We start from the raw sequence: 8,033 nt of genomic DNA, 5'->3' as shown, positions 1-8,033 counted from the left end.
ATTAGGTGCGGCTGAGCAAAGCAATTCGGTTCGATTGCAGGTCGATAGTATGCTGGCTTCACTGGCAGGCGTTTTGCCGATGAGCTCACGCAAAGCATCGAGTAATCGCTCGGGCGCGAATGCCACGCGCTCACGCACTGCAAGCGGTGCGGTCTTGTGGTTTATTCCGATGGCAATTAATGGCGTCAAGGCGATTACCGGGCAGGTGGGTGCTAGGGAGCCTCTGACTAAGTCATGAACGAAAATCTTGAGTCCAAAATGTCCAACTTCTTCGTTGTGAATCTTCGTAATAGCTGGCTATTGCGTACGATTCACGCCTCGAATTTGAACATTCTGGCTCCCAACCTTTCTCGCCCAGACTTAATCAGAGGCTCCCCAGTGTGTCTATTGGTGCAATATAACAGGTAATTATAGCAAACTGAGGGTATTAGCAAGTGATGGTTTTGCCGCCAGACGGAGCAAACTGCTGCCAGTGTTGTTAATTTGGTGTGGCTAATTCTAGTATTTCAGCAAGTGCATACTGATGGAGCGCTCACAGGAGGCGTCACAGACGCCATTGTGTAGCACATGACTGAAAGATCAAAAAGCCATCATTTTGGCAGCATAATACGGGAATCCGGTTTGATTTTTGTTGCCGCTTTTTAGGCATTTTCGTTGTTTTTTTCTCAAACTTATGCCAATTTTATGTCGTGATAGGGGGAAAGATGCCGTTTTGCCAGTAAAACAAGCGTAATTGCAAAGTAACACGAGGGCTAATGACTAGGCTGTATACCGCTAAATTGTTTTTGAGATGGGCTTGAAGTAGGTCTTGTTAGAGGTGTCCCTAGATAGAGCAAAAGACAGTGACGAGTGTGTTGAGCCTCTTTTTAGTGGTTCAATCGCGCTATCATGAAGCAGAAAAACAGGCCAAGTCTGTGTCACAAACTGCGATCTGAGGGCGCGATGGTGGCAGGCTGCCTATGCTGAAGTGTTGCTGCATGAGGTGAAATAACAGCAGAGCAAGTTTGGGCATAAGGCTTGCTAGCTACCTTAAGGAGCCTGATTTATTCTGGACGAATAGATCAGGCTCCTTAATCTAAAGCAAATTGATACACACACGATAACTGGCCGTTACCCCGGAGAAGAAAAAAGGGTATATATGCCAGATTGGATGCGAGAGCCAGTATACGGAGGCTAAATGCCAGGATCGAGACGATTGCGATGTTTAAGAGCGCTGCGAGGCGTTGTCGCTACAGTATTAGTGCTGGTCTTGTCTTTGATTGTTACGCCAGCATGGTCAACTCAACCAGCCAGTTCGGCATCTCTTCAACAAGATAATGCTTACGACATATTGGTGGGTTTTCTTGCTTTTGATGGCGGCCAGTTTGCTGTTGCAACAAGGCATTTCCTGCGCGTGGCACAAGTCTATCCCGATGGTAAAATTGCTGAATATGCCATGCGTTCAGCACTGTTGGCGGATGATCGTGAAACAGCGCTTGTCGCCGGTAGGTTGTGGTCACGACTCGCCCCCGATGAACTGGTAGCTATTGAGTTTCGTGTCCGCGCTTATTCACGCCTTGCTGCGATAGAGCATGCCGTTGATGAGTTGGAGCGCTTGCGTCATTTGAGCCTCGGTGATGGCTACCATGGTTATTTACCCTTGTTGCCTTTGTTGTTTCGTGACCCCAGTAACCTTGTCGCTGTAAAAATAATGCAACGTTTAGTGCAAAGGCATCAACACGATGTCTATGCACATTTTGCTATGGCAGATCTTGCGACACGCTTTCGTTTGCATGCGTTGTCTCTCAGTGAAAGTCGTCGGGCGCTTGATATCCAGTCTGATTTTAGTCCTGCAGCAGTACAGTACGCCTCATCGTTGCAGAGTTTAGATAAAAGCCAACAAGCGCTAGACCACCTTTTTCGTTTTTTGCAAAAATTTCCAGCGGATGTGCAAGTACGTACATATTATGCGCGTTTGCTTGCTGGCTTAAACCAGTCAGTAGAAAGCTATGCTCAATATTTGATTTTGACAGAATATGATAGTGACAATGAAGACACTATTTATTCCTTAGCAAACATGGCCTACAAGCTTGAAGATTACGCTGCTGCCTGGCGTTATTTCCTGGAGCTTGTTGTGCGTGGTGAGCGCAGTGAAGAGGCTAAGTTCATGTTGGCTAAAATTGAAGAGAAAAACGGCAACATCGATGCGGCAGTATCATGGTATCGCTCGGTTGGTGCCAGCCAATTCTTTTTTGATGGCCAGGTGCGTGCGGCGGAGTTATTTGTCGAGCAAGGCCATTTTGATGTGGCGCTGGCGGCAATACGTGAGTTGCGCGAGTCGAATCCGGTAGGTCATCTAGCCGATGTAATTTTACTTGAAGGCAGTGCATTGGTCGCAGCGGGACGTATTGATAGTGCTTATAAGTTGTATACACGTCATTTCGACGGGCCACCAAAACAGCATACCCAATTACTGTATGCGCGTGCGATGTTATCTCGTGACAGAGGCGATCATGCCGCGTTTCGTCACGACTTGATGGCAGCGTTGGAAATCGATGAAGATCATCAAGCCAGCTTGCTTGAGTTGGGTATGGCGCTGGTCGCCGACAAACACTATGAACAGGCGGGTGTTTATTTACAGCATGCCTTATCGCTGGAGCCCACTGATCCAGCTACCTTGACGAGCTACGGTTGCTTACAATTACGCATGGGTCAGCACATTTTGGCAGTGTCTTATCTTGAGCAGGCAGCGCGGCTTGATGATGACCCGCTGATCTCAGCGTACCTTGGCGAAGCGCTATGGCAAACAGGCAGCATGGATCGCGCGCGTATGACCTGGCATCAAGGTTTGGTTAACGCGCCTGATAACAAGTTACTCAATATATTAATTCAAGGGGATCGTTTACCGTAAGGAATGCGAGCTTGGTCGCCCACCCTATTGCTGAATGGGGTATGCTTATTAAGGTGTTTAAGGCGCTATACTAAATTGCAAACTTGGATTTTCTGGCTCAGAGCGCTTTGTCTCCAATGGCTATATTGACCCTTTAATTGTTTATGCGAATAAGAAACAATCAATCGTTACCCGTCAAGGCTCGGTTTTGCCGGGGCGGCACGTGGCAATCTTGCCTGTTTAGGCTCGTGGTAATAGTCGTATTTACCGGTTTGGCCTCATGCGTCAATACTAAGAAGAGCGAACGATCGACCGCTACGGTTGCCACACAGCAAGCAACGACGGCACCATCACTTGATAAAGAGGATCTCTATGATTTCCTCGTTGCAGATCTTTCAACGCAAAGACAAAACTATGATGTTGCAGCCGCTAATTATTTTAATTTAGCGCGACGCACTGCAGATGCCTCATTAGCTGAGTCAGCCGCACGTTCTGCTATGCAAAGTGGTGATAGCAAACAAGCGCTAAGCGCATTGGAATTATGGCTTGATATCAAGCCTGATGATGAACGTGCGTTGGCTTCTGTGGTACGTCTTTATCTTAGCGAACAGCGTATTGATGACGCCTATGCAAGACTTGAGCAAATTCGTAATGGCCGGGGAAAAGAAGAGGGCAAAGGGTTTTTATATGTTGCGCGCTTACTTGCAGCAACGCGCCAACGCGAAGCCGCAACCGAGTTGATAGATAGGCTAACGGCTGCACATGACGGTGATATCGACGCATCCTATGCCAGGAGTTATCTCGCCTTGCAGTTTGGTCAGTATGAACGTGCCAATAGCGAGTTAGAGCCAGTATTGCAGCAACGCGGTGACCAGCAACAAGTCATTTTGCAAAAGACTTTGATACTGCGTCGTATGCAAAAAAATGACGAGGCTGCTGAATTTCTAGCGGCAGCGCTGGCAAAGCAGCCAAATAATGTTGATTTGCGTTCAACCTATGCCGGTTTATTGATTGATATTGAGCGTTATGAAGATGCCTTAAGCCAGTATCAGCGCTTGTCAGAGTTGGCGCCTGACAATGATCAGGTGGTTTTTGCCAGCGGCTTGTTGTTATTACAATTACAACAAATTGATGCCGCCCAAGCACAATTTGAGGCCTTGTATCAGCGTGGGTCATCCAATCCAGGCGTGCCTTATAATCTGGCGCGCATCGCTGAAGTGCGAGAAAATATCGGCGACGCTCTGCGTTTATATTCGCAGGTGACAGGGGGGCAAAATTATACTGACGCGCAAATTCGTATTGCCGTTTTGACAGCAATGCAAGGCGATATTCCAGCGGCACGTGCACAGCTAAGTGTATTGCGTACCAATATTCCGGCGATGGCAACGCAGGCCAGCCTTACTGAAGGGGGCTTGTTACAGGACGCCAAGCTTTATGACGATGCTATTGCAGTTTACACCGAAGCGTTGGCGACTCAGCCAGATAATGTGCAACTCTTATATGCGCGCAGCCTGGCCTATGCACAAATAGATCGTTTTGAATTGTTTGAACAAGATGCACAAGCGATTCTTGCTCGCGAGCCGGACAATACCGACGCGCTGAATGCGTTGGGCTACTATTTAGCCGATAGGACGACACGCTATGATGAGGCAGAAAAATATATTAAGCGCGCACTTGAGCTTGAAGGCGACAGCCATTTTATTCTCGACAGTTATGGTTGGCTGCAATTTCGTTTAGGTAATTATGACGAAGCCCTCAGCTATATTCGCCGGGCATTAGAGATTCAGTCTGACGCTGAAATTTCAGCGCACCTGGGCGAAATTCTTTGGGTGACGGGTAAGCGTAGCGAAGCACGTCGCGTTTGGCGTGAGGCAGCAGAGCAAGACGCTGGAAATGAAGTGTTACAAGAAGTAATGCAGCGTTTTGGCCTATAGCTCCTAAAATCTAATTCTATTTGTGTTGAAATCTTATACTGATTTTTATTGCCGTATTGTCGCAGTTGTTTGGGTGGTGTGCTGGCTTGCCTCATGCAGCACGGTGCCTAAACCAGCTATTGTTGACGCCTCTGATAATGTGCAAGCTCTATGGAGCGAACACCAGCGGCAACTAGCGCATTACTCGCAATGGAGCACCAAAGGGCGGGCTGCACTGCGTAGCGAGAGTGACAGCGGGAGCGCCACGTTAACATGGCAGCAAGACAATGCCAGTTACCACGTTAGACTGGCTGGGCCATTCGGCCAGGGTGCTGTCACTATCGACGGTAATAATGATAGCGTGAGTGTGCATATTGCTGGCCAGCCAGCGGTAGTAACCAACGATGCCGAGTCCTTGCTATTGCAACACTTAGGTTGGGCCGTGCCGGTGTCCTCATTGTCGTACTGGTTGCGCGGCTTGCCGGCGCCAGGTCAGGTTGACGCCATTGCATTGAATGAGTCAGGCGTGCTCGATCAGCTCAAACAACAAGGTTGGCAAGTTGATTATTCTGCCTATCGGCCATTACGCGGCGTTAAACTGCCACGTAAAATTCAAATCAAAAATGACAGCTTACGTTTAAAGTTAGTGTTGGATCGTTGGCGCCTTGGTGAAAAACAATGAACACTAGTATGTTTCACACGATGGTTAAGTGCACATAAAGGTGCCCTGAAATGACTGCCTGGCCAGCGCCCGCCAAACTCAACTTATTTTTGCATATTACCGGTTGTCGAGATGATGGGTATCATGTCTTACAAACCGTTTTTCAGTTACTGGATTTTGGTGACCAGCTTAATTTTGACATTACTGATGATGGCGTGGTGACGCGAGTTAATGAGATTGACGGTGTGTCAGCCGATGAAGATTTGGTGGTACGTGCTGCGCGTTTGTTGCAGTCGCATGTACAATGTCAGCAAGGGGTGCGTATTTATCTCGACAAGCGACTACCCTTGGGCGGTGGCCTCGGTGGCGGCAGTTCTGACGCTGCGACAACGTTGGTGGCCTTGAATCAGCTCTGGCACACACAGTTGAGCGAGCAGGAATTATTGCAATTAGCGCTTAAACTGGGCGCTGATGTGCCGGTATTTGTTTATGGGCGGTCGGCCTGGGCTGAGGGTATTGGCGAGCAATTAGAGCCAATTGACCTGCTTGAACGCTTGGGTGAGCGCTATTATTTGGTCATTACGCCACCGTGTCATGTTAATACCAAAGAAATATTTTCATTACTTGAATTGACAAGGAATTGTCCTCCCATCACAATAGCGGGATTTTTCCGCGGTATTGGCATTAATGTCTTTGAATCAGTGGTTGCACGTCGCTACCCTGCCGTTCTCGAAGCCTTAGCCTGGTTGGCCGATTATGGTAAGCCGCGGATGACAGGAACCGGAGCATCGGTTTTTGCCAGCTTTAAAAATGAAGCCGAGGCGCAGCAAATCTTGGCCAAAATGCCGAGTAAGTGGCGTGGCTTCGTTGCAAAAGGGCTAGATGTATCACCGTTGCGGAGCCTGTTGGATTTAGGTGACCGTAGCGAGGGAAAGCTATTTTGAGTTTATTTTTTGATTGTTTGAGGCGTACTCCAAGGGCATTTCCGTTGGGCAAATATTGAGCATATTTACCAACAGTAGGCGTTTTTAGGCGACAAGAAGGATTGGAAAAAGGAGCCAAAATGGCTTTCTTGCAGTAGATTTATCCTAAGTCCGACAGGCTATTAGCGCGAAGTCGTGTGTCAATGTCGATTTAGAAGTTGTTGTAGAGCAGAGGATGGGGTGTAGCCAAGCGGTAAGGCATCGGGTTTTGATCCCGTGATCCCAGGTTCGAACCCTGGCACCCCAGCCATATTTTTTTGGCCGATGATTACCCCTGTGATCTAGTGAACTACAGGGGCGTTAAGGTCAACGCATAGTTAAAGGTGCAACGTGGGTTTTTACGATGTTCATTGATAAGACGATGATGGTGTTTTCAGGTAACGCCAACCGGCCACTGGCCAAAGAGATCGCACGTCATTTGAATGTTCCTTTGGGTAAAGCCTTTGTGAGCAGTTTTAGCGATGGTGAAATCCAGATTGAGTTGGCTGAACATGTACGTGGGCGCGATGTGTTTGTTATTCAACCAACGTGCAAGCCGACAAACGATCACATTATGGAATTGTTGATGATGGTCGATGCCTTGAAGCGTTCGGCAGCAAGTCGCATCACTGCAGTGATGCCGTATTTTGGTTATTCGCGACAAGATCGCCGACCGCGTTCTGCGCGAGTACCGATTAGTGCCAAGGTAGTAGCCGATATGATTGCTAGTGTCGGTACTGATCGTGTGTTGACAGTTGATTTGCACTCGGATCAGATACAAGGATTTTTCAATATTGGTGTCGATAACGTCTATGCGTCACCGGTGTTGCTTGGCGATATCTGGCGTCGAGTGGGCGTTAATCCCATGGTGGTTTCGCCTGATGTTGGTGGTGTGGTCAGAGCGAGAGCGATGGCCAAGCGCTTGGATGATGCCGACCTTGCCATTATTGATAAACGCCGGCCTCAGGCTAATATGGCCAAGGTGATGAATATTATTGGTGATGTTGAAGGCCGTACATGTGTCTTGGTAGACGATTTGGTTGATACCGCAGGCACATTATGCGCAGCATCGTGTGCGCTAAAGGACGCAGGCGCAGCAAAGGTGTTTGCTTATTGTACTCATGCGGTGTTATCAGGGTCTGCAGTAAAGAATATTGAAGGCTCGCAAATTGATGAGTTGGTGGTTACGGATACCATTCCGTTAAGTGATGAGGCGCAGGCGTGTGGTCGAATACGACAATTGAGTATTGCCGAAATGCTGGCAGAGACAATGCGCCGTATTAATGCCGAAGAGTCCGTCAGCTCCTTATTTATAGATTAGAGTCACCCGAGTTGGTGGCTTAACAAGATGCGTAAGCATTCCTCACTGGTCGCAAGTGAGGATTTTTTGGTTCCGGGCTATTAAAGCCAGAGCCTTGATTATATTTGGAGAACAACATGAGTTTTGAATTTAAATTAAGCCTGGAAACACGCGCAGATAAGGGGAAGGGTGCGAGCCGCCGCCTACGTCATAGCGATATGGTGCCGGGTATTGTTTATGGTGATGGAAAAGACAGTATATCGGTATCGATTGCGCATAAAGATTTAGCCTATCAATTGGATAACGAAGCATTTTACTCGCACATTCT

The 8,033-nt window shown here is 48.0% G+C and carries 7 protein-coding genes and 1 tRNA gene; 7 read left to right on the top strand and 1 reads right to left on the bottom strand.

The window, feature by feature from the left end:
• A partial coding sequence (locus tag JKY90_02055; GenBank protein MBL4851053.1) for a glutamyl-tRNA reductase occupies positions 1-189 on the bottom strand: 189 nt, incomplete at its 3' end.
• Between the two features lie 1,006 nt (positions 190-1,195).
• Here JKY90_02055 and JKY90_02050 point away from each other — a divergent pair.
• From JKY90_02050 to JKY90_02020, 7 genes are all read left to right on the top strand, one after another.
• Positions 1,196-2,890 carry a tetratricopeptide repeat protein gene (locus JKY90_02050; protein ID MBL4851052.1) on the top strand — a complete coding sequence of 565 codons (1,695 nt, stop codon included), beginning with the start codon at positions 1,196-1,198 and terminating at the stop codon, positions 2,888-2,890.
• 227 nt (positions 2,891-3,117) lie between these two features.
• Positions 3,118-4,803 (top strand): tetratricopeptide repeat protein, encoded by a 1,686-nt coding sequence (locus JKY90_02045; protein MBL4851051.1) that lies wholly within the window; start codon positions 3,118-3,120, stop codon positions 4,801-4,803.
• A gap of 25 nt (positions 4,804-4,828) precedes the next feature.
• Positions 4,829-5,464, top strand: a complete 636-nt coding sequence (gene lolB, locus JKY90_02040) for an outer membrane lipoprotein LolB (GenBank protein MBL4851050.1) — start codon at positions 4,829-4,831, stop codon at positions 5,462-5,464.
• A gap of 50 nt (positions 5,465-5,514) precedes the next feature.
• The gene (ispE, locus tag JKY90_02035; GenBank protein MBL4851049.1) at positions 5,515-6,387 is read left to right on the top strand and encodes a 4-(cytidine 5'-diphospho)-2-C-methyl-D-erythritol kinase; all 873 of its coding nucleotides are present in this window, start codon (positions 5,515-5,517) and stop codon (positions 6,385-6,387) included.
• A 215-nt stretch (positions 6,388-6,602) separates the two neighbouring features.
• Positions 6,603-6,676, top strand: a tRNA-Gln gene (locus JKY90_02030).
• A gap of 111 nt (positions 6,677-6,787) precedes the next feature.
• Positions 6,788-7,726: a ribose-phosphate diphosphokinase gene (locus JKY90_02025; protein ID MBL4851048.1), complete on the top strand. Its 939-nt coding sequence runs from the start codon at positions 6,788-6,790 to the stop codon at positions 7,724-7,726.
• 116 nt (positions 7,727-7,842) lie between these two features.
• Positions 7,843-8,033, top strand: a 191-nt coding sequence (locus JKY90_02020) for a 50S ribosomal protein L25 (protein ID MBL4851047.1), incomplete at its 3' end; no start/stop codon positions are given.

It is taken from the genome of Gammaproteobacteria bacterium (genome assembly GCA_016765075.1).
In the GTDB taxonomy this organism is placed as follows: domain Bacteria; phylum Pseudomonadota; class Gammaproteobacteria.
Note: the sequence above shows the minus strand (reverse complement) of the source record. Positions and strands in the feature narration are given on the sequence as shown.

What these genes read in the sequence shown, in the direction of transcription:
- JKY90_02025 (MBL4851048.1), top strand. Translation starts at nt 6,788, where the DNA reads ATGATGGTGTTTTCAGGTAACGCCAACCGGCCACTGGCCAAAGAGATC.
- ispE (MBL4851049.1), top strand. Translation starts at nt 5,515, where the DNA reads ATGACTGCCTGGCCAGCGCCCGCCAAACTCAACTTATTTTTGCATATT.